Origin of the sequence: Achromobacter sp. DH1f, assembly GCF_000633435.1 — a bacterium.
In the GTDB taxonomy this organism is placed as follows: domain Bacteria; phylum Pseudomonadota; class Gammaproteobacteria; order Burkholderiales; family Burkholderiaceae_B; genus Achromobacter; species Achromobacter deleyi.
The window spans coordinates 339,824-358,708 of the sequence record NZ_AYMF01000006.1 but is presented as its reverse complement, the minus strand read 5'-3'; the positions used below and the strand labels follow the sequence as shown (position 1 = coordinate 358,708).

Genomic DNA, 18,885 nt, shown 5'->3' with positions numbered 1-18,885 from the left:
GAAACTTCCGGAACCCTGACGCAAAGGGGTGCGAGCCCCCGGATAAGCCCGGATGCCCGCACCCCGTTTCCACCCCCGAAGGGAGGCAAACGCCCGCTTGGGACGCCTTATTTCGCTTTGGCGATGCGATCTTCGATGTGCTGAGCGCGCTTTGCCGAAGACGGATGGGAGCTCATCATATCGCTCTTGCCGCCATCAAGCTCGGCCAGCTTCTGGAACGCGGTCACCAGACCCTTCGTGTTGAGCTTCTTGGCCTGGAGCTGGTCGAACGAGTAGTCGTCGGCGGCGCTTTCCTGCGACTGCGAGAATTGCGCGTTGATGAACTTTTCGGTCACGTCGCCCAATTGCGACGAATTCAGGGCAGCCACGGTGGCGCCGCCCGCAGCGCCGGCCGCGTCGCGCGCAGCCGACACCGTGTAGGCGGTCTGCATGGCCTTCTTGCTGTGGCCCAGCGCCACGTGGCCGATTTCGTGGCCGACCACACCCAGCACTTCGTCGTCGGTCATCATGTCCATCAGGCCGCTGTAGACGCGGATGCAGCCGTTGGCCATGGCCCAGGCGTTCACATCCTTGGTGATGTAGACCTTGTAGTTGGCCTTCTGGCCGTTCACGGTGCCGCCCAGTTGCTTGGCAATCTTTTGCAGGCGAGCGTCGTACTTGCTGCCAGGGGCAGCGATCTTTTCCTGGGAATCGCTTTGTGCGCAAGCCTTGTCGGACAAGGTCTTGATGTCGGCATCGCTCAGGGTGGCGGCCTGCACCACCTTGCTGCCGGCGCCCACCAGGCCCCCGATGTCGAGGGCATGCGACGCGGAATAAGGGGCAAGCGCAACGGCCAGGGCGGCAACGGTGTAGCGGATCTTCATGGAAAAACTCCTCTTGACTGACTCTTTGCGAGTGAGGCGGCAATTCTATATACGCCAAAAGGTCGCAAACCGTTTCGCCACAGAGTTTCGCAAATGCGAACTTCACTTACACAAAAGGCATGCAAATGACTCGTTAGCGTGGTAAATACCCTCGCCGCAATACCGATTTGTCATCAAAAACAAATTGCCGCGAGGTCCGGCATTGATAGAATTGCCGCCGCACTTTTTCGCACCCAACCTTGGCTCGCAACCACTCATGACCCCGAATACCCCTCCCCGCCTTGGCCTGCTGCCCAGCCTGATATTCAGTTCACGCTGGCTCCAGCTGCCGCTATACCTGGGCCTGATCGTCGCCCAGGGCGTCTACGTGATGCTGTTCCTGAAGGAACTGTGGCATCTGCTGACGCACGCCAACAGCTTTGGCGAAATGGAAATCATGCTGCTCGTGCTGGGCCTGATCGACGTCGTGATGATCTCGAACCTCCTGGTGATGGTGATCGTCGGCGGCTACGAAACCTTCGTGTCGCGCCTGCGCCTGCAGGGCCACCCGGACCAGCCGGAATGGCTCAGCCACGTCAACGCCAGCGTCCTGAAGGTCAAGCTGGCCATGGCCATCATCGGCATCTCGTCGATCCACCTGCTACGCACCTTCATCGAGGCCGGCACCCTGGGCACGCCCAATGCCCGCTTTTCCGAGGCCGGCGTGATGTGGCAGACCATCATCCACGCGCTGTTCATCCTGTCCGCCCTGGGCATCGCCCTGGTGGACAAGCTGTCCACGCCGGCGCCGCACCCCAAGCACTGACGCCCCGCCCGCCCCGAAAAAGAAAAAGCCCCTGCACATTGCGTGCGGGGGCTTTTTATTGGAGCGGGCCGTTGCCGGACCGCTACAGGAAGGAACTCAGGCTGCGACCTTGATGTTCTTGGCGCTGGGGCCCTTGGGGCCGGTACCGACCTCGAACGTGACGCGCTGGTTCTCCTGCAGCGACTTGTAGCCTTCGCTGCGGATTTCAGAGTAATGAGCGAACAGATCCTTGCTGCCGTCGTCGGGCATGATGAAGCCATAACCCTTTTCGGCGTTGAACCACTTGACGATGCCGGTTGCCATGGAATTTCCTCGAACCTAAAAGATGCGATTGCTCGCGGGGCGCCAGATCATCAAGGATGGGAGAGGAAGCAACCGCAGCACCACTGACGGCGACAAGTTAAACGCAGACCGCGTCTCTTGAAAATCTCGCTGAACCCAGTGTATTGGCGAACCCTGAAAAACGTCAAATATGCGGGCATCCGCAGGCCCGTGCCCCGCCTGGGCCCGCACGGATCGGGCGGATATTTTCAACTCGCCATGCGCCGATACATGCGGATACCGAGCGAGCAGCAGGGTCGCGCCGGCGAGGGAAAGCCGCCTGCGCCGGCCGTTCGGGCTCAGCCGGCAAAGCCGCCCGCGTCCAGGAATTCCTGCTCGGGCTGCGTGGTGTGGCGACCCAGTGCGGCATTGCGATGCGGGAAGCGGCCAAAACGCTTGATGATGTCGCGATGCAGAACCGCCCAGCGCACGGAGTCGGCGCCCAGGGGTTCCATGAGGGCCACCGCGCGATTCTGCGCGGCCAGGTTCTCGGCATGCTCGAAGGGCAGGTAGAAGAACTGGCGCAGTGACGGGTCGACCGACAGGTCGTGCCCGGCCGCGATGGCCCGTTCGGCAAACACCAGCGCCAAGGGGTCTGTGGCGAACATATGGGCGGTACCGCGATAGGCATTGCGGGGGTACTGGTCCAGCAGGATCATCAGCGCCAGCGCGCCCTCGGGCTCTTCCAGCCAGGCATCCAGTTGCCGAGCCGCCGCGGCCAGGTGAGCCGCCCCGCAGCGCTGCCGGAAACGCTCATCGAAGGCCGCATCCTTGGTGAACCAGGCCGGGGGCCCCGCATCGCGCCAAAACGCCACCACGTCTTGCGGTTGCAGGGAAAGCGGTGTCTGGCCGGGATGGGTCATGGAGTTCGTCCTGTATCGGGTGCACGCCCGGCTTGGAGCCGGGCAAGAGGCGCAAAGCTGCGGCAAGGATACCGCGCCCGGCCGGACGACATGAAAAAGGCCCCCTTGCGGGAGCCCCAGATGCAAAAAAGCCCCCGAAGGGGCTTTTCCGAAAAGCCAGAACCTTTACAGGACCTGGATCTTCGTGGCTTGCGGGCCCTTGGGGCCATTGGCCGTCACAAAGCTGACGCGCTGGTTCTCTTCCAGAGACTTGAAGCCCGAGCCCTGAATTTCGGAGAAGTGAGCGAACAGGTCCTTACCACCCGCTTCCGGGGTGATGAAGCCGTAGCCTTTTTCCGAATTGAACCACTTAACGACGCCGGTTTCCATACTGTATTTCCTAGAGATAATGGGCAAATGCCCGGAGGTCACGAATCAATCAAGGAGGGGACAGTAGAACAATAACGCTGAGCCGGAAAAGGCACGGCACTGAACGAAAATCGCAACGCTTGTGATCGTGTGCCGACACTATCGTTATGTTCCCCTCACAAGTCAACATAATCCTAAAAAATACGTGCCAATAATGCAACAAAGAGAAACTGCGCACAAAATTTACACGTTTTCATAGGCAAAAAGGAGTCCTGCATAGGTGTAAACACCCACGCATCATAAAAAAACAATCGAGGCTTATATAAATGCCGTCAAACGCGCATCGGACTCATACGCCGTTTGGGTCGGGCATTTTTTGGTTTGCCGTGAGGCTTACTCGTCGATAGGTAAGCCCAACAGATCGAGCGCCGCGCCAAAAGCATCGGGACCCGAGCAAAGGAAAACCGCCACGTCGCCGGGATTCATATTTTCCAGGACCTGGTCGATTTGGTCTTGCGCATTATCAACATTGTCGACATTGGCAGCGTGTATGTCTGCTCCGCCTTCGACTTTTTCGGGGGGCACGATGTCGGCGATGCCATTGAGATCGTTTACGCCGGTTACGACATAAACGCTGATGCTCTCGCCATCCAGCGTCGTGTGCAGCTCAACGCCGCCCGCCACGTCGGCAACGTGCCGACTGAGTATTTCCATGATCAATCTTCCTAGACTTGCGGGCCATGCCCGCCTGGGCACGCACCGTGCAGGTGCACACACGCCCAGGCGCGACTATAACAGCCTTATGCTAAGGCTTCCTGACATTCGGACCGAGCGAACGGCGAGCCGCGCCGGACGTGGCCGCCACGCTGCGGCTGCGCACGCCGGCAGCGGCCAGCGCGGCCACCAGCGGCTTCTGGGCGGCCAGGAACGTGGCCTTCTCGTCGCCAGCCAGCTTGCACAGGAACATCTGGGCCTGCAACTGGGTGCGGCGGGCCTTGCGGTTGTCGGACTCTTGCGCGAGCCAGTCGGCGATCCAGTCGGCCGCAGCCTGGGCATCGCCCTGCAGCTTGACGTGGCCCAGCAGGTCGAACACGGTCACGCCGTCGATGGCGCCGTCTTCGGTGCGGGTCAGAAAGAGCTTGGCGGCCTGGCCGGTATAGCCGGGGATCAGCGCGAGGCAATCGCGCTCTGCGGGTTTCTTCATGGGTACTGCCCGTAACGGTTATCGGTAACCCGCCACTGTAACCCGGCCTCGCGGCTGTCGCGTGGACGCCACGGAACTCTGCTATTGTCGGCCTGTCTTTTTTCCCAACTTGGCGGACAACATCATGCAACGCGATTTCGATCTGGTCGTCACCATCCTGGGTGCCTTGCGCGACGCGGCGGGCCCCAACCTGAGCACCCACGACATCAAGAACGCCGCTCTGGCGCCCCACGCGCAGGAGCAGGGCCTGCAACTGATTGCGCATCACCTGGACCTGCTGGCCGATGCCGGCCTGGTCAAGCAAGTCAGCGAGACGGCCGCGACGGCCGGCGACACGCGCTGGCGCATCACCTGGAAGGGCTATGACGCCCTGGAGCAGGACGAAGAGGACGACGAAGACGAAGACTTCGACGACGCCGAAGAATAAGCCGCCGCAACTCGCGGGCCGAGGGCACCCAGCCCGTTCGGCATGCGACGCGGGCAGGTGTAACGGGGCGCCCCTTGCGGGCGCCCTGCTCTTTTTCGGCTCAGGCGCGGCGCAGGATGCGGCGGGTGAGCAGCGCCGCCGCGCTGCCGATCACCAGGCTGAACATGAAGGCCGCGATCGACAGCATGGCGGCCTGGTCGCCAAAGCCGGCCGAGCGCGACATTGCGAACACGGCGGCGAAGACTGCGGCGGCCAGCACGGCCACGCCGGCCAACGCCCGGCCAACCGAGCGCAGGCGGCCGCAGAGCGAACCGCCTACCAGCGCCATGGCGACCATGGCAGCCATGGACCAGAACAGATATTCGTAGTGCATGCGGATGGGCTCCCCCAGGGGTATCGAGGCGCCCGCATTATAGGCCGCGCACGCCCCTCATCCGTCCCCCACAGATCAAGCGGATGGCGCCACCGCGATGGCGCTGATTTCCACCAGTGCGCCGTAGTGCAGTTCACGGGTGGGGACGATGGCCCGGGCGGGCCGATGGTCGCCGAAGCTGCGTTCGTACACGCTGTTCACCTCGTTCCACAGGGCGACGTCGGGGATATAGACGGTGACGTTGACCACGTGGGCCATCGACGAACCCGCAGCTTGCAGAATGGCCGCCATGCTGCGCAGCGCGGCTTCGGTCTGGGCCGCCACGCCCTGCGCCAACTGCGGGCGTTCGCCCGGCTGGGCGGCGGGCAGAAAGCCCAGTTGCCCGGAGACAAAGATGAAGCCGTTGGCCCGCACGGCCTGCGAATAGTGGCCGGCCGGCGGGGTGGCGTTGGGGGTGTAAATGGTGTCCATCGAGATTCCTTTTGCAGGCTTACCAACCGCGGAAACGTTCCCAGTGCGCCACGATGTCGCGGCTGCCGCTGTGCAGGACTTCGTAGGCGTCGTGCTGGGCGCAGGTGGCGCAGGCGTGGTTGGGCACGACGCGCAGTCTGGTGCCCAGCGGCAGGTCCGGCAAGACGGCGCCGCTGCCGGCGCGCAGCTTGATGATGCCTTGCTCCTGGTTGGTTTCGGCCAACAGCAGGTCGGGATAGACCTTGCCATCGGCATCGCATACCAGGCCGTACAACTGGTCCACCGGCTGCTTGGCGGTGCCACGGTCGCGTGACATGGCCATCCAGCCTGCGTCCACCAGGATCCAGCCCTTGTCGGGCTGATGGCCGATCACCGTCGTCAGGACGGTGGCGGCAATGTCGTCCACCGAGCAGACGCCTAGTCCGGCCATGACCAGGTCGAAGAAGACGTAGACGCCCGCGCGCACTTCGGTGACGCCCTCCAGGTTGCGGGCGAAATGCGCGGTGGGGGTCGAACCGACGCTGACGACCGGGCACGGCAGGCCGGCCGCGCGGATCGCGTCGGCGCACGTGACCGCGGCCAGGCGTTCTTGCTCCGCCATGGCGGCGATGGCCTCGAGGCTGCGACAGCCGTAGGACTCGCCGGCATGCGTCATGACGCCTTGCAGGCAGCCCGCACCGTGCAACACCCGCGCAATGGCCAGCAACGGGTCGGTGTGGCCCGGCTGCACGCCGGCCCGATGGCCGTCACAGTCGATTTCGATCAGGGCGGGAATACCCGCTCCCGCTTGCCTGGCGCGCTCGGCAACGGCTTGCGCGGCCTGGATGCTGTCGACCACCACCGTGAGGTTGACGCCGCGGCCACGCAGGGCCAGGACGCGATCCAGCTTGGCGGGCGCCACGCCCACCGCATAGAGCAGGTCGGTGACACCGGCGGCGGCGAATTGTTCGGCCTCTTGCAGCGTGGACACCGCGGCCGGACCTTGCGGACTGGCCATCACGCGGCGGGCGACTTCGATCGACTTGGGCGTCTTCAGGTGCGGGCGCAACTGCACGCCGTGGCCAGCCATCAGGCCGTTCAGGCGCTCGATATTGCGCGTCATGCGGGTGTCGTCCAGCAGCAGGCAGGGCGTATCCAGAGTATCGAGGGTGGCAGGGGCAGCGGTCATGGCAGTGTCGGAAGAGAACGGGCGGGAACGGGCGGGGATCGAGGCGGGCGCCGCCCGGGCGCAACCGCATGCCGGCAGTATGGCGCGCCACGGGGCTTGCGTGTTTAATAAGGACTTAATCAATCATTAAGGCAATTCTGAATGATTACCACCGACGACCTGCGCTTTTTTCTGAGCCTGGCGGCCACCAGCTCCCTGGCGCAGGCCGCGCGCGCGCTGGATGTGACGCCGCCCGCCGTGACGCAACGGCTGCATGCGCTGGAAAAGCGGCTGGGCGTGCGGCTGGTGAACCGGTCCGGCCGCGGCACGGCGTTGACCGACGAAGGCCGCCTGCTGGCGCTGCGCGCCGGGCAGATCTGCGGCGAACTGAATGACCTGGCCGACGAGCTGGTCGGCCGCCGCGGCGTGGTGGCCGGCCACCTGCGGGTGGTGGCGCCGCTGGGTTTCGGCCAGCGCTACGTGGCGGACCTGGTGGCACAGTTTCGCCAAGACAGCGAAGACGTGACCGCCAGCCTGATCCTGTCCGACGGCCCTCCCCGCCTGGCCAGCGACAACTGGGACGTCATGATCCACATCGGCGAACTGCGCGATTCGACGCTGGTAGCCTACCCGCTGGCGCCCAACCGCCGCATCCTGTGCGCGTCGCCCGCCTACCTGGCTCGGCGCGGCGCCCCCGCCAAGCCGGAAGATCTGCGGGACCACGATTGCATCGCCCTGCGGGAAAACGAAGAAGACGTGACACTGTGGCGCTTCAAGCGCGGCCGCGGACCGGCGGTGGGGGTGCGCATCGCGCCGGTGCTGTCGAGCAACGCCGGCGCGGCGGCGGTGGCCTGGGCATTGGCGGGCCATGGCATCGTGGCCCGATCGGAATGGGATGTGGCCGAGCATGTGAAGAACCGCGACCTGGTGCCGCTGCTGGCCGGCTGGAACTTGCCCGAGGCCAACGTGGTGGCGCTGGTGAAGTCGCGCCAGGACCTGTCGGCCCGCACGGCGGGCTTTCTGGCCCACCTCCGCGAGGCCTTTGCCGCGACGCCGTGGCGCGACAAGGATTGAAGCTTGCGGACCCGGCGTTGCTTTGCAGCGGCGTCAGTCCAGCATGGCCTCGGCTTCGATCTCGATCAGCCATTCCGGCAGCGACAGGCCGCTGACGATGACCCACGAGGAGGGTGGCGGATCTTTCGGAAAGCGGTCGCGCAGGGCCTGGGCGATCACTTCCTGGTCTTCGCGGACCGTGTCGCAAATATAGAGGCGCAGCATGATGACCTGCGCCAGCGTGCCGCCGGCCGCGGCCAGGACGCGTTCGATGTTGTCCAGCGCAGCCTCGGTCTGTTCCTGAAGGCCGGGCCCGACGGTGCGTTCGTCGGCATCGACGCCGACCTGGCCGGACAGCAGCATGCGCCGCTGGCCGGTCACGATGACGGCCTGGCTGAAGCCGTATTGCACCGAGTTGAAGACAGTGTCGGGATTGACGACGGTTCGGGACATGGTTGTTCTCCTTGTGGGCGCCGCGCCCCGCGGCCCGGCGCTACCGGCATTCTAGAACCGCCGGGCGTTCACGCTGCCGCTGGCGCGGGCTTGGCGCCGCGCGCGGCATACAGGGCCACCAGCAACACGACCGCGCCCGCCCCCACCGCCGTCCAGAATCCCGCGCCCACGCCATGATGGTCGACGATCCAGCCCGCCAGGGCAGCCCCGGCCGCAACCCCTGCGCCCAGGCCCGTCACCAGCCAGGTCAGCCCTTCGGTCAAGCGGCGCCCCGGCACGCTGCCTTCGACCATCGCCATGGCGATGATCATGGTGGGCGCGAACGACAAGCCGGCCAGCAGGACGCCCAACGACAGGGTCAGCAGGTCCGCAACCAGCAGCAGCGGCACCGTGGTGAAGGCGGTGACGGTGGCGGCAATGGCCAACAGGCGAGCCAGCGGCATCTGGAATTTCAGCACGCCGAACGCCAGGCCAGCCACGCACGAGCCCAGGGCATAGGCCGACAGCACCACGCTGGCGCCTGCCGGCAGGCCCTGCTGGCGGGCGAACGCCACGCTCATCACATCGATGGTGCCGACGATGACGCCCATGGCCGCCATCATGGTGGTCAGTTGCCGCATGATGGGCACGCTCAACACCGACGCTTCGCGGCCTTCTTCGCGCGGCTGCACCTTGGGCGCGGTGGCGCGCTGCATGACGAACGCCGTGACGCCGACGCCCAGCAGCAGCGCCGCGCCGAGCGGGCCGGCCTCGGGAAACAGCAGGACGCACAGGCCCACCGCCACCGGCGGCCCGATGATGAAGCTGAGTTCATCGAAGACCGATTCCAGCGCGTAGGCCGTGCGCAGTTGGGGCTGGTCGCGGTAGATCTCGGTCCAGCGGGCCCGTGCCATGGCGGGCATGCTGGGCAAGCTGCCCGACAGCGCCGCGAACACGAACAGCGTCCAATCCGGCGCGCCGACACGCACGCACAGCGCCAGGCCGACCAGGCCCGCGACGCTGGCGCCGGCAGCCAAGGGCAGGATCCTGCCCTGGCCGTGGCGGTCGACCAGGCGGGAAATACGCGGCGCCAGCAGCGCCGTCGCCAGCGCGAACGTGGCCGCCACGGCGCCGGCCAGGGTATAGGCGCCGCGCACCTGCGACAACATGGTGATGATGCCGATGCCGATCATCGGCAAGGCCAATCGGGCGACCGCGCACGCGGCGACAAAACCTGCGGCGCCGGGCGCCTTGAATAATTCGCGATAGGGATTGGACACCCGAAACCTCTGGGGATGTTGCAGGCCGGCGGGACGGGCCGTCGGACAAATTGACATACGAAGCGTATGCAAGATCGTATTCACATACCGGTCGCATGTCAATTAACATACGCGGCGTATGCAACGGGAGCCCACCATGTCGCGATCGCGCGCCGAGATGATTGAAGCAACCCGCGGGAAGCTGCTGGCGACGGCGCGGGAATCGTTCCGCCGCGCCGGCTACGCGGGCACGTCGATGGACGATCTGACCGCCGCCGCCGGGCTGACCCGAGGAGCGTTGTATCACCATTTTGGTGACAAGTCGGGATTGCTGGCAGCGGTCGTCGAGCAGATCGACGGCGAGATGGATGAACGGCTGCAAGCCATTTCCCGGCGCGCGCCCGATGCCTGGACGGGCTTGGTCGAACGCTGCCGCGCCTATCTGGAAATGGCGACCGAGCCGGAGATTCGCCGGATCGTGCTGCAAGACGCCCGTGCGGTCCTGGGCCACAACGGCAACACCGCGCAGGACCAATGCAGCGTGTCGCTGGGCGCGCTGCTGCAGACGCTGATGGAGGAAGGCCGCATCGGCCCGGCCGACCCGCGGGCGCTGGCCCGCATGCTGTATGGCGGCCTGGCCGAAAGCGCCTTCTGGATTGCCGCCGGGGACGATGCCGCGGACCGGCTGGCGCTGGCGTTGCAGGCCCAGGAACTGCTGCTGCAAGGACTGCGGCGCGAGCCGTGACGCCAGCGCCATCGACGCGCATAATGCGGCAAACCCACGCCCGCCCGACGCACGCGCCGCCCAGGGCCCCACTGACGACCTGAACGCCTGAACCGCACCATGAAGCTCCTGCGCTCCTACGCCCTGGCCGCCCTGCTCTGCAGCGCCGCGCTGATCCCAGCCGCCGCCCAACCGCCGGCGCCCGACGCCGTGCAAGCCCTGGTGGGCAAATGGCGGCACCAGACCATGCTGCGCACCGTGGATGGGCAAGCGCTGGCGCCGCAACCGGCCGGCGGTGCGGGCGTGGCGGAATTCCGCGCGGACGGCACCTGGTCGATGCAGGGCCCCGGCACGGTGTCCAGCGGCACCTATCGCTGGCTGGACGCCAAGCGCATCGAACAGACGCTGGAACAATCCACCAGCAAGTACGAACTGGGCGTGGCGTCCATCCGCTACGTGAAAATCCAGGGTGATCACCTGAGCCTGACGCGCGTGCAGGACCGCAAGGAAATGGACAAGCTCATGCCCCCGCAGGTGCCGGGGACCACGCGGCCGCAAGAGATGATCGTCACCAACGTCTTCACGCGCTTGCCGGCGGATCAGTAAGGCCTGTTGGCAAGCGCCGACGAGACCGATCGCCGCGCCGGCCACCCGCAGGCGCCTCACCCGAACGCGGTATGGAACGATGCAACCTTCTTTGCTAGGCTGGGTCACATTGCTGGAGGCCACATTCCATGAACCCGAAGATTCGCGTGTTTTGCGTCCAACCGTCGTCCGCCTCGGCGCGCTTTGCCTTCCTGGCGATCGCGCTGCGCTGGTCACTGGGCGCAACGCCCCGTCCTGAGCGTTTGCGGATCGGGCCGCATGACCTGGCGCCGGTCGGCTCGGAAGCCGCCTTCTGGATGTTCGCGCTGCGCCATGCTTTTTCGTCCCAGTCGGTGCTGGTAACCCGCGGCGACCACTGGGATGTGGCCGCCTCGGTCGATGGCGATGAAATTCGCGCCTTTGGCCGCAAGTTTGCGCTGCGCCAGTGCCTGTAGCCCCCTGCGCAGCAACGGCCGGCCCTAAGCCGGTGCCGGCGGCTTGCGGTGGTAGGCGGCCAGTTGCTCTGCGGTCCAGCGCTGCTTGGCCTCTTCCTGGCAGCAAGTCCTGAACACCCGCGCGCCCACCTCCAAAAACCCCCGCACATCCTCGTCGGTCAGTTTGGCCTGCACTTTCAACAGGCAATCCGCGTACGCGGACAAGATGCCGTCCCAGCCCTCGGGCTTGCCGGGCGCGACAGGCTTGCTGATCATGCGAGCCATCATTTCGTTATGGTCCATGCTGATTCCCCAGTGAAGCCGGGCCGCGGCCCCGAGGGCCGTGGCGATCAGACAGGCCAACACCAGCAAGCGCCATGCCCATTGTGCGCCGGGGCACCCGTAAGGCTGCGCCCGCCGGGATCCCTTGGCAAAGATGCGCGACAGTGCAAAAACTACCATTGCCGCCGATACGGCTGCACTGGGTCACGGACAGGCCGGCCGCAGTCCTTGCCGCCGGGGTGCGGCCTCAGCGCGCCGGCTTGGCCGAGTCCGGCCCGCGTCCCCGCAGCAAGGCTTCGGGGCGGGTCTGCAGGAAATCCGACAATTGCCGCAGCGACCGGGCGGCCCGGCCCAGTTCCCGCACTGCCACCTCGGTATCCACGGACAAGGTGCCATCCGGCTGCAGCATGCCGCCGACCGCCGCCAGCGACTGACTGGCCTCGCGCAGCAGGGCCTGCGCGGCCGGCGCCACTTGCGTATCCAGCCTGCGCGCCAGGCTGGATGCCGACCGCAACAGGCCGCTCAGTTCGGTGCCGATCGAGTCGAACGGCACCTTGTCCAGGCGGGTCATGATGCGATTGATCTGCTGCTGCAGCTGATCCAGGTTGTTGGGCACGGTGGGCAGGAAAGGCACTTCCTCCATGGTGAAAGTGACCGGTTTGGCGTCGGGAAACACCGACATCGCCACATACAGCTGGCCCGTCAGCAGGTTGCCGATACGCAGTTGCGCGCGCAGGCCGCGTTCGACCAGCGACGTCAGCAAGCGCCCGGTGGGACGCGACAGGTCGGGGCCGGTGTATTCTTTGACCTCGCCCAGCACCTGCGCGCCCAGCCGCTGGGGATAGACGGTGGCGGACACCACCGCGTAGAACAAGCCGGTGGTGTTGTCGAAATCCAGGTTGATCGCGTCGACCTGCCCCAGCGTCGCACCGAAGGCGTCGATGGGCGCGCCGACCGCCAGTCCGCGCACGGATTGGTCAAAGCGCAGACGTATCCGCAACGGTTCGCCATCGGGCTGCGCCCGGGCGGCTTCTTCATTGGGAAACAGGGCGAACGCGGCGCCCGCCTGGGCCGGCGGATGCTCGCGGGCATCGAACGTCTCGAACGCCAGGCCGCCAATGGCCACCGACAGCAACGATTGCGAGCGTACCTTCAGCCCGCGAGAATCCACGCTGAAGTCGATGCCGCCGGCATTCCAGAAGCGCGTGCCAGCATTGACATAGGCATCGTACGGTGTGTCGACGAACACCTCGACCGTCACGCCCGCGCCGCCGCGTTCCAGTTGATGGCCGATGACCTCGCCCACCGCGACGCGGCGGTAATAGACCGGCGACCCGATTTCCAGCGACCCCAGGTCGCGGGCCTGCAAGGCAAAGCGCTTGCCGCCGCGGTCCTGCGACACCTGTGGCGGGGTTTCCAGGCCGGTGAATACCGTTTTGGACGCCGCCTTGGCGCCATCCTTGCGCGGGCCGGCGGGATCCACGCCGATGTAGGCGCCGGACAGCAGCGTGCCCAGGCCGGATACGCCATTGAGCGTCAGGCGCGGCCGCACCACCCAGAAGGCCGTGCCGTCGCGCAGCAGGTCGGCGGCGTCTTGATTCAGGCGGATGGTTGCCACCACGCCGGAGCGGTCGTCGTTGAGCGCCACGCGCTCGACCATGCCGACCACCACTTCCTTGAAACGGACCTGGGTCTTGCCGGCTTCTAGGCTTTCGGCAGTGCGAAAGGCGATGGTGGCGGTGGGGCCGGCAGCCAGCCAGGCATGCAGCACCAGCAGCAGGCCGCCCACGGCGGCCACGACGGGTACGAGCCAGATCCAGGAAACGCGCCGTCTGCGGGCACGGGGGGCCGCGGTGGCGCTGGCAAGTTCCGACTCGGACATGCAGACCCCCTTCTGGCGGTGACTCCAGCAGGGTCGCGCCGCGGCCGGTGCCGCGCAAGCAGGGTATTCCCGAGGCCGAAAGCCGGCGTTCTAGAACTCGGGCAGGTCGAACACCGTGTGCAGCGTGGAACTGGGCGCTGGCACCGACGCCAGGTGCTCGCGTCCGTCGTCGTCGACCAGCACGCGCACGGGGCGCGAGGCGACCGACAGGCCGTCGACGCTGATCATGGTTTCGACGTCGGCGCCGGCCTTGATGGCCTCGATGACCTCGGACGCCGCCGCGGTGACAGGGTCGCTGACCCACCCCGGCACGCCGCGTTCGGCCAGCCCCCAGCGCACATAGGCGACATGGCCGCTGACGGGTTCTTTACGAACGGCGACGATCGCGTAAAAAGACATCCAGGCCTCCCTAAAGTATGTGGCCCGGATCGTATAACAACTTGGCTGACCTGCGATGACAACCCGGGTCAGGGCTCGATGTCGATAGGCGCAAAGGATTTCACCAGGTCATCCAGCTGCTTGAGCTGGGTCAGGAATGGCTCGAGCTTGTCGAGCGGCAAGGCGCTGGGGCCGTCGCATTTGGCGTTCTTGGGGTCGGGGTGGGCTTCCAGGAACAGGCCGGCCAAACCCACGCCCATGCCGGCCCGCGCCAGGTCGGCCACCTGTTCGCGGCGTCCGCCGGACGCGGCGTCCAGCGCCGAACGCTGCTGCAGCGCGTGGGTGACGTCGAAGATCACCGGGCGATTGCCCGATACCTTCTTCATGACGCCAAAGCCCAGCATGTCGACCACCAGGTTGTCGTAGCCGAAGCTGGTGCCGCGGTCGCACAGGATCAGTTGTTCGTTGCCGGCTTCGGTGAATTTTTCAACGATGTTCAGCACTTGCGTGGGGCTGAGAAACTGCGGCTTCTTGATGTTGATGACGCGGCCGGTCTTGGCCAGCGCCACCACCAGGTCGGTCTGGCGCGCCAGGAAGGCCGGCAGTTGCAGGATGTCGGCCACTTCAGCGACGGGCGCCGCCTGCCACGGTTCGTGCACGTCGGTGATGACCGGCACGCCGAATTCCTTCTTGACCGCCTCGAAGATCTTCATGCCCTCTTCCAGGCCCGGGCCGCGATAGGAATGGATCGAGGAGCGATTCGCCTTGTCGAACGAGGCCTTGAACACGTAAGGAATGCCCAGCTTGGTGGTCACGCGCTGGTATTCCTCGCAGGAACGCAGGGCGAGATCCAGGGATTCCAGCACGTTGATCCCGCCGAACAGCACGAAGGGTTGGTCGTTGGCGCAGGAGATCGAAGGCGAAATGGCGACTTTCGGGGCGGTCATGGTGAGGCGGTCCTGTAAAGGTGAAGCAGGCAATAGTGCGTAATGTACAACCTGCCCACCCCCGATCCGGCGGACTGCCGTGCCTTTTTTGGCTCGCTTCAGCGGCTGGAGGTCATGCGGCGCAGCACGCCGTCGCGCAGCACGTAGTGGTGGAACAAGGCGGCCACCGCGTGGATACAGGCCAGCACGATGATGCTCCAGGCCACGGTGTTGTGCAGGCCGCCGATGAAACGCCGCTGTTCGTGGTCGATGCTGATCAGCGTGGGAATGTCGAACAGGCCGAAGAAGGCAAAGGGCTCGCCCTGGGCCCAGCGGAACAGGAAGCCCAGCACGATCTGCGCCGCCAGCAACAGGTACAGCACCCCGTGCATGCCTGAACTGGCCAGCCGCAGCCACCCTGCCCCGGCCGGTGGCAGCTGGCGGCCCGCGCCCAAGCGCCACACCACCCGCAGCACGAACACCGCGGCAAACAGCAAGCCGAACGAGATATGCAGCGATTGCAAGAGGCGCCGCGTGGGTGTGCCGCGCGGCAGAAAGCCCCAGATTTCGGCCAGGGCGAACAGCCCGACCACCAGGATGACCGTCAGCCAATGAAAGGCGATGGTGGCCCGGTCGTAATGCGAGTCGGCGGCAGGGGCGGTCGGAAGGGAGGCGGCAGTCACAAGATACACTCGTTGGCGATGGGCCTGTCTATCCAGGCAACGCCCGCCAGAATATTGATATCAGACTTACGACAACCTGATTCATGGACACCGACACTCTCCAGGGCCGGCTGGAATTTCTCCGCCAGGCCGAACGACTCAAAGACGTGCTGCGCAGCGCCCATAGCTCCGGCGGCCGCCAGGAAAGCACCGCGGAACACACCTGGCGCCTGTGCCTGATGGCAATGATGCTCGAAGAAGGCCTGACGGGCCTGGACTTCGCCCGCATCCTCAAGCTGTGCGTCATCCATGACCTGGGCGAGGCCATCCACGGCGATGTGCCCGCGATCCGGCAGACACCCGGCCTGGACAAGGGCGCCCAGGAACGCCTGGACCTGCTGACCCTGGCCGGGCCGCTGGATGCCCCCGCCCGCGCCCAGCTGCTGGCCTTGTGGGACGACTACGAAAACGCCTCGTCGCCCGAAGCCCGGGCCGTGAAAGCCATGGACAAGCTGGAAACCCTGCTGCAACATAACCAGGGCGCCAACGACCCCGATTTCGACTACGCCTTCAATCTGGACTACGGCCGCAAGTACACCGACGCCTTGCCGCTGTTTCGCGAATTGCGCCGGCTGGTGGACGCCGACACCCAGGCCCGCATCCGCGAGCAAGCCGCTGCCCGAGCGGCCGACGCCCCGCAACGCTCGCTTCCCGACCGCGATGTGACGTAGCCGAACGCCGCCGCGCCCGACGGCACCGCCTCAACCACCCGAGAAAAGCATGGGATTCCTAGATTCGCTGTTACGGCGCAAGCCGACACAGGACCAGTTCGCCGAGCTTTTCATTGCTGCCGTACGCCAGCGTGGCTACACGGGCGACCTGGCCTACAAGGCCGACGAATTCCGCCTGCTGCAGGGCGAAGGCTCGTATTTCAACCTGCACAATGCCTATCACGCCTACTGTAGCGCCCCCGGCGGACAGCGCCAGGGCGCCCTGCAGGGCTTCGTGTCGACGCTGCTCAGCAGCGGCGTGGCCGTGCCGCAATCGCTGGCCGAAGCCCGCCCGCTGCTGCGGCCCGTGATCCGCAATCTGGGCGCCATCGAAGACGTGCGCATGCATCACGTGCGCACCGACGGCAACGACGCCGATTTCCATCCCGCACTGCGGCCCTTCGGCGACGACTGCGTGGTACTGCTGGCGCTGGACCACCCCGAATCCATCTCGACCCTGACCAACGGCCCCGAGGCCGCCTGGGGCATCTCGTTCGAGCAAGCGCTGACGATGGCGATCGACAATCTGCGCGACTCGGCCGATGACTTTGTGGAAGTGGCGCCCGGCGTCTACAGCGGCGGTTGGGAAGACGGCTACGACACCAGCCGCGCGTTGCTGCCCGACATGCTTGAGCGCGTGCCGGTACGCGGCCGTCCGGTATTCATGATGCCCACTCGCGACCTGCTCCTGGTCAGCGGCGACAACGACGACGCCGGCCTGATGAAGATGGCTGAACTCTGTCAACAGGTCGTGCCGCATGGCCGCCCGGTGTCGCCGCACATGTATCACTACACCGACGCGGGCATCGAACGCTACCAGCCCCCGCAAGACGCGACGCGCCGTCAGTTGAACCACCTGGCGCGCCTGTTGGCCAAGGGCGACTACGACGCTCAGAAGGAAACCCTGGACCGCATCCACGAAGAACAGGGCGTCGACATTTTTGTCGCCAACTACAACCTGTTCACGCAGAACGACGACGCCACGGCGTCTTTCTCGGTGGCTTCCTGGACGCGCGGCGTGGATACATCACTACCCCAGGTCGACCGCCTGGCGCTGGTGCGCCCGGATGCCGACGACGAGATCGGCGAAGTCCGCGTGGTCGACTGGGAACAGGCGCTGGCGGTGCTGGCGCCCTTGCTGGAACCGGAAGAGGTCTACCCGGTGCGCTACCGCACGCGGGGGTTTCCCAGCGACGCGGACCTGGCTGGTCTGCGGGCTTTGGACTAGGGCCCGCCGCCTTGAAGATCCGGGTGCGAGCCAATAACCCTGCATCGGACTCCGGCCAGCACCCGAATTTTCAGAATTTTCCAATTCCCAGTCTTTCTCTGGTGCGTGACGATGGCTCGAGCCGACCTCGGCCGACCACGATACGTTAAACCTCCAGAGAGATACATGCCATTTTTAGACAAGCTATTTCGGCGCCAACCAACACAAGACCAATTCGCGAAGCTATTCATCGATGCTGCCCGGCGCCATGGCTGTCCAGACGATATCGGTTACCGGACGGACAAGTTTCAGCTGTTGTTCGAGGACGGCACCCATTTCGAGCTCTTGAACGCGTATCGCGACTACTGCAATGCCGACCGAGCGCAAAAGCCGGCATTGCTGCGGATACATATAAAGGCCCTGGCGAGCGCCCGTCAGTCCGCCCCGGCTCAGGCCGACGGGCGTTCGCAGTTGCGACCCGTCATTCGGTGCCGCAGCGCCATCGAAAGCGCTCGCATGCAACTCATCCTCTCACACGGTAGCGACGCCGATTTTCATCCCGTGTTCAAACCGTTCGACGAAGATTTCGTGGTAATGCTGGCGCTGGAGCAACCGGAATCCATCACGACGCTGTTCCAAGGTGTTCCCCAAGACTGGGGCTTCACCTTTGAAGAATCACTGGCTATCAGCATCGACAACTTGCGCCACTCGCCGCCGGACTTCACGCCCCTGAGCCCCGGTGTCTACGGCGGCGCCTGGAAAGATAGCTACCACACCAGCCGCGCCTTGTTGCCCGACCTGCTCAAACGCGCGCAGATTCGTGGCCAACCCATATTCATGGTGCCCGTTCGCGAGACACTATTGATCACCGGCGACGCCGACATCGAAGGGCTGACCAACATCGTGCTACTGAGCCATATAGCGCTCGAGCATGGCACTGCGCTATCGCCGCACATGTACCGTTATTGCGACGCCAAGGTCGAACGCTATCTGCCAGAGAACGACGAAACGGCCAGCCTGCTGGCCACACTGGCACGCAGGATGGCCAAGGAAGAATATGACACACAAAAAGAAGCGCTGGATCGCATCCACACCGCTCAGAACCTCGACATTTTCGTGGCCGACTATCTCTTTCGCGGAGCCAACAACCCTTCGGGCGGTTCGCTATCGTTGACATCATGGACGCGCGGCGCCGATTGCTTGCTTCCCAAGACAGACCGGCTGGCACTGGTACGCCCCGGCGCCACTGACACCATGGGTGAAGTCAGAGTGGTCGACTGGGCGCAGGCGTCCACCCTGCTGGGGCCTATGCTGGAGCGTCAAGATACCTATCCGGTCCGCTACCGGACCCGCGGATTTCCTAGCGATTCCCAATTGGCGCAACTGACGAATTTGCCGCTCTGATATGGGCTGGGGCTGGCCATGACGGCGCTCACGGTGACGGTGTAGAGCAGCAACTGAGCGCCGAT

General features: G+C 65.3%; 25 protein-coding genes. 9 read left to right on the top strand and 16 right to left on the bottom strand.

Annotated elements, in window-relative coordinates; translation table 11 throughout:
• Nucleotides 1–107: 107 nt before the first annotated feature.
• Nucleotides 108–863, bottom strand: coding sequence for a M48 family metalloprotease (locus U858_RS0104465; protein WP_025135988.1), 756 nt, complete (start codon nucleotides 861–863; stop codon nucleotides 108–110).
• Between the two features lie 256 nt (nucleotides 864–1,119).
• Between U858_RS0104465 and U858_RS0104460 the strand changes: the two genes are divergently transcribed.
• Nucleotides 1,120–1,668, top strand: a complete 549-nt coding sequence (locus tag U858_RS0104460) for a TIGR00645 family protein (protein WP_025135987.1) — start codon at nucleotides 1,120–1,122, stop codon at nucleotides 1,666–1,668.
• 96 nt (nucleotides 1,669–1,764) lie between these two features.
• On the opposite strand, the gene U858_RS0104455 is transcribed toward U858_RS0104460, so the two are convergent.
• The 5 genes from U858_RS0104455 to U858_RS0104435 form a co-directional block, all read right to left on the bottom strand.
• A complete protein-coding gene (locus U858_RS0104455; protein WP_006225311.1) occupies nucleotides 1,765–1,971 on the bottom strand; it encodes a cold-shock protein in 207 nt (68 codons plus the stop codon).
• A 317-nt stretch (nucleotides 1,972–2,288) separates the two neighbouring features.
• The gene (locus tag U858_RS0104450; RefSeq protein WP_025135986.1) at nucleotides 2,289–2,852 is read right to left on the bottom strand and encodes a DUF924 family protein; all 564 of its coding nucleotides are present in this window, start codon (nucleotides 2,850–2,852) and stop codon (nucleotides 2,289–2,291) included.
• Nucleotides 2,853–3,017: 165 nt separating this feature from the next.
• Nucleotides 3,018–3,221, bottom strand: coding sequence for a cold-shock protein (locus U858_RS0104445; RefSeq protein ID WP_006220190.1), 204 nt, complete (start codon nucleotides 3,219–3,221; stop codon nucleotides 3,018–3,020).
• A gap of 372 nt (nucleotides 3,222–3,593) precedes the next feature.
• Nucleotides 3,594–3,914: a hypothetical protein gene (locus tag U858_RS0104440; protein WP_025135985.1), complete on the bottom strand. Its 321-nt coding sequence runs from the start codon at nucleotides 3,912–3,914 to the stop codon at nucleotides 3,594–3,596.
• 91 nt (nucleotides 3,915–4,005) lie between these two features.
• Entirely contained in the window at nucleotides 4,006–4,404 is a 399-nt protein-coding gene (locus U858_RS0104435; protein ID WP_025135984.1) for a hypothetical protein, read from the bottom strand.
• A 124-nt stretch (nucleotides 4,405–4,528) separates the two neighbouring features.
• Between U858_RS0104435 and U858_RS0104430 the strand changes: the two genes are divergently transcribed.
• Complete coding sequence (locus U858_RS0104430) at nucleotides 4,529–4,831, top strand: DUF2513 domain-containing protein (protein WP_025135983.1); 303 nt, start codon at nucleotides 4,529–4,531, stop codon at nucleotides 4,829–4,831.
• Between the two features lie 100 nt (nucleotides 4,832–4,931).
• Here the strand turns inward: U858_RS0104430 and U858_RS0104425 are convergent, their stop codons facing one another.
• The 3 genes from U858_RS0104425 to U858_RS0104415 all read right to left on the bottom strand — a co-directional run bounded on the left by U858_RS0104425 (nucleotide 4,932) and on the right by U858_RS0104415 (nucleotide 6,843).
• Entirely contained in the window at nucleotides 4,932–5,204 is a 273-nt protein-coding gene (locus U858_RS0104425) for a hypothetical protein (RefSeq protein ID WP_025135982.1), read from the bottom strand.
• A 75-nt stretch (nucleotides 5,205–5,279) separates the two neighbouring features.
• Complete coding sequence (locus U858_RS0104420) at nucleotides 5,280–5,675, bottom strand: RidA family protein (protein WP_025135981.1); 396 nt, start codon at nucleotides 5,673–5,675, stop codon at nucleotides 5,280–5,282.
• Between the two features lie 19 nt (nucleotides 5,676–5,694).
• Entirely contained in the window at nucleotides 5,695–6,843 is a 1,149-nt protein-coding gene (locus U858_RS0104415; RefSeq protein WP_025135980.1) for a DSD1 family PLP-dependent enzyme, read from the bottom strand.
• Between the two features lie 141 nt (nucleotides 6,844–6,984).
• Here U858_RS0104415 and U858_RS0104410 point away from each other — a divergent pair, with 141 nt between their 5' ends.
• A complete protein-coding gene (locus U858_RS0104410; protein ID WP_025135979.1) occupies nucleotides 6,985–7,896 on the top strand; it encodes a LysR family transcriptional regulator in 912 nt (303 codons plus the stop codon).
• A gap of 33 nt (nucleotides 7,897–7,929) precedes the next feature.
• Here U858_RS0104410 and U858_RS0104405 read toward each other — a convergent pair whose 3' ends face one another.
• Nucleotides 7,930–8,328, bottom strand: a complete 399-nt coding sequence (locus tag U858_RS0104405) for a RidA family protein (RefSeq protein WP_025135978.1) — start codon at nucleotides 8,326–8,328, stop codon at nucleotides 7,930–7,932.
• Nucleotides 8,329–8,396: 68 nt separating this feature from the next.
• Nucleotides 8,397–9,587: an MFS transporter gene (locus U858_RS0104400; protein ID WP_025135977.1), complete on the bottom strand. Its 1,191-nt coding sequence runs from the start codon at nucleotides 9,585–9,587 to the stop codon at nucleotides 8,397–8,399.
• Between the two features lie 136 nt (nucleotides 9,588–9,723).
• Here U858_RS0104400 and U858_RS0104395 point away from each other — a divergent pair, with 136 nt between their 5' ends.
• The 3 genes from U858_RS0104395 to U858_RS0104385 all read left to right on the top strand — a co-directional run bounded on the left by U858_RS0104395 (nucleotide 9,724) and on the right by U858_RS0104385 (nucleotide 11,330).
• Complete coding sequence (locus tag U858_RS0104395) at nucleotides 9,724–10,311, top strand: TetR/AcrR family transcriptional regulator (RefSeq protein ID WP_025135976.1); 588 nt, start codon at nucleotides 9,724–9,726, stop codon at nucleotides 10,309–10,311.
• Between the two features lie 99 nt (nucleotides 10,312–10,410).
• Entirely contained in the window at nucleotides 10,411–10,896 is a 486-nt protein-coding gene (locus U858_RS0104390) for a hypothetical protein (protein WP_025135975.1), read from the top strand.
• Between the two features lie 128 nt (nucleotides 10,897–11,024).
• Nucleotides 11,025–11,330, top strand: a complete 306-nt coding sequence (locus U858_RS0104385) for a hypothetical protein (protein ID WP_025135974.1) — start codon at nucleotides 11,025–11,027, stop codon at nucleotides 11,328–11,330.
• A 24-nt stretch (nucleotides 11,331–11,354) separates the two neighbouring features.
• Here the strand turns inward: U858_RS0104385 and U858_RS36100 are convergent, their stop codons facing one another.
• The 5 genes from U858_RS36100 to U858_RS0104360 form a co-directional block, all read right to left on the bottom strand.
• The gene (locus tag U858_RS36100; protein WP_232786489.1) at nucleotides 11,355–11,771 is read right to left on the bottom strand and encodes a hypothetical protein; all 417 of its coding nucleotides are present in this window, start codon (nucleotides 11,769–11,771) and stop codon (nucleotides 11,355–11,357) included.
• A gap of 67 nt (nucleotides 11,772–11,838) precedes the next feature.
• Nucleotides 11,839–13,473 (bottom strand): intermembrane transport protein PqiB, encoded by a 1,635-nt coding sequence (locus tag U858_RS0104375; protein ID WP_025135972.1) that lies wholly within the window; start codon nucleotides 13,471–13,473, stop codon nucleotides 11,839–11,841.
• Between the two features lie 90 nt (nucleotides 13,474–13,563).
• On the bottom strand, nucleotides 13,564–13,872 hold the full coding sequence (locus U858_RS0104370; protein ID WP_025135971.1) for a hypothetical protein: 309 nt from the start codon (nucleotides 13,870–13,872) through the stop codon (nucleotides 13,564–13,566).
• Between the two features lie 68 nt (nucleotides 13,873–13,940).
• Nucleotides 13,941–14,798 (bottom strand): 3-deoxy-8-phosphooctulonate synthase, encoded by an 858-nt coding sequence (gene kdsA, locus U858_RS0104365; protein WP_025135970.1) that lies wholly within the window; start codon nucleotides 14,796–14,798, stop codon nucleotides 13,941–13,943.
• A 98-nt stretch (nucleotides 14,799–14,896) separates the two neighbouring features.
• A complete protein-coding gene (locus U858_RS0104360; protein WP_025135969.1) occupies nucleotides 14,897–15,460 on the bottom strand; it encodes a cytochrome b in 564 nt (187 codons plus the stop codon).
• An 83-nt stretch (nucleotides 15,461–15,543) separates the two neighbouring features.
• On the opposite strand from U858_RS0104360, the gene U858_RS0104355 reads away from it, so the two are divergent.
• The 3 genes from U858_RS0104355 (at nucleotide 15,544) to U858_RS0104345 (ending at nucleotide 18,820) form a co-directional block, all read left to right on the top strand.
• Nucleotides 15,544–16,170 (top strand): HD domain-containing protein, encoded by a 627-nt coding sequence (locus U858_RS0104355; protein WP_025135968.1) that lies wholly within the window; start codon nucleotides 15,544–15,546, stop codon nucleotides 16,168–16,170.
• Nucleotides 16,171–16,219: 49 nt separating this feature from the next.
• Nucleotides 16,220–17,437: a hypothetical protein gene (locus tag U858_RS0104350; protein ID WP_025135967.1), complete on the top strand. Its 1,218-nt coding sequence runs from the start codon at nucleotides 16,220–16,222 to the stop codon at nucleotides 17,435–17,437.
• A 165-nt stretch (nucleotides 17,438–17,602) separates the two neighbouring features.
• The gene (locus U858_RS0104345; protein ID WP_025135966.1) at nucleotides 17,603–18,820 is read left to right on the top strand and encodes a hypothetical protein; all 1,218 of its coding nucleotides are present in this window, start codon (nucleotides 17,603–17,605) and stop codon (nucleotides 18,818–18,820) included.
• Nucleotides 18,821–18,885 lie beyond the last annotated feature (65 nt).